The 940-nt window shown below is 71.6% G+C and carries 2 protein-coding genes; both read right to left on the bottom strand.

The features are described 5' to 3' along the window. Positions 1-268, bottom strand: a 268-nt coding sequence (locus Sru01_RS35090) for a hypothetical protein (protein WP_203995257.1), incomplete at its 3' end; no start/stop codon positions are given. A 58-nt stretch (positions 269-326) separates the two neighbouring features. Continuing rightward, positions 327-863, bottom strand: a complete 537-nt coding sequence (locus Sru01_RS35085) for a GNAT family N-acetyltransferase (protein ID WP_203995251.1) — start codon at positions 861-863, stop codon at positions 327-329. Between the last annotated feature and the right edge of the window lie 77 nt (positions 864-940).

Here is a 940-nt window from a genome sequence, read left to right as displayed (position 1 = left end):
GTACCGCGGGCACCACCTGGGACTCGTTCTCCCGCACCCCCGGCACCACCTGGGACTGAAACTCCTGAATCACCGCACAGCCCGCTGTCCATCCCCGAAAGAACTGAAAACACCGACCTTCCGGAATCGCACTCACATTTCGCGCCCCGATGATTCCGATGTGGTCGACACTCCGGCCGGCTCCGTCGACGGCCGCCCCGCCGAACCGGCGAAACGAATCGACAAATCGGTGGGTATCCGGGGCCTCGAATCCGGAATCCCGCACCACTCCTGATCACCTCGCAGAGCCGAGCCGCCGGCGAATCCGGCAAGGCCCTGTGCGGCTCTCATCCGGGCGGCAGCGCCCGCTCGTAGCGGCTGACCCAGGTGACCGGACCGCCCGCCGCACGCTGGCCGGGAGCGCCGCCCACCGGCACATCGCCGCGGTGCGCGAAGCCTTGGGCCGCGTAGTAGGCGCGCAGCCGGTCGTTGGACCGCACGCAGTCGAGCCGCAGGAAGGTGGCACCCTGCTGCCGGGCGGCCTCCGCCGCCCAGCCGAGGATCCGGGGTCCGAGGCCCGCCGCCCGGCGACGCACGGCCATCCGGTGCATGTAGCCCGCCACGCCGCCGGTGTCCGCCCACAGTGGATCCGACCAGTCCAGGGTCACCGTCCCCGCCGCCTTGTCCCCGGCGGTCACCAGCCACGTCTCACCCCGGGAGATCGCCTCCTCGACCCATCCGGCCTCGAACCGGGCCGGCCACTGGGCGATACCGCGCGCCCTCAGCCATCCCGCGGCCTCGTCGAGCACGCTCAACACCTCGACCACCTCGTCGGGGCCGGCCCGCCGGAAGCGGATGTCCGCTCCATGGCGCTCAGTCGTCATGGCCGGAATGATCGCAGAGCGTCCGGTGCACGTACCGGCCGGCGGACCGATCGGGACGCTCGATCACCCGTGCGCGG

This window comes from Sphaerisporangium rufum, from assembly GCF_016863395.1.
GTDB classification, from domain to species: Bacteria; Actinomycetota; Actinomycetes; order Streptosporangiales; family Streptosporangiaceae; genus Sphaerisporangium; species Sphaerisporangium rufum.
This window is presented reverse-complemented; position numbering and strand designations above follow the sequence as displayed.

Coding starts and splice junctions, on each gene's coding strand:
- Sru01_RS35085 (WP_203995251.1), bottom strand. CDS start 863: ATGACGACTGAGCGCCATGGAGCGGACATCCGCTTCCGGCGGGCCGGC.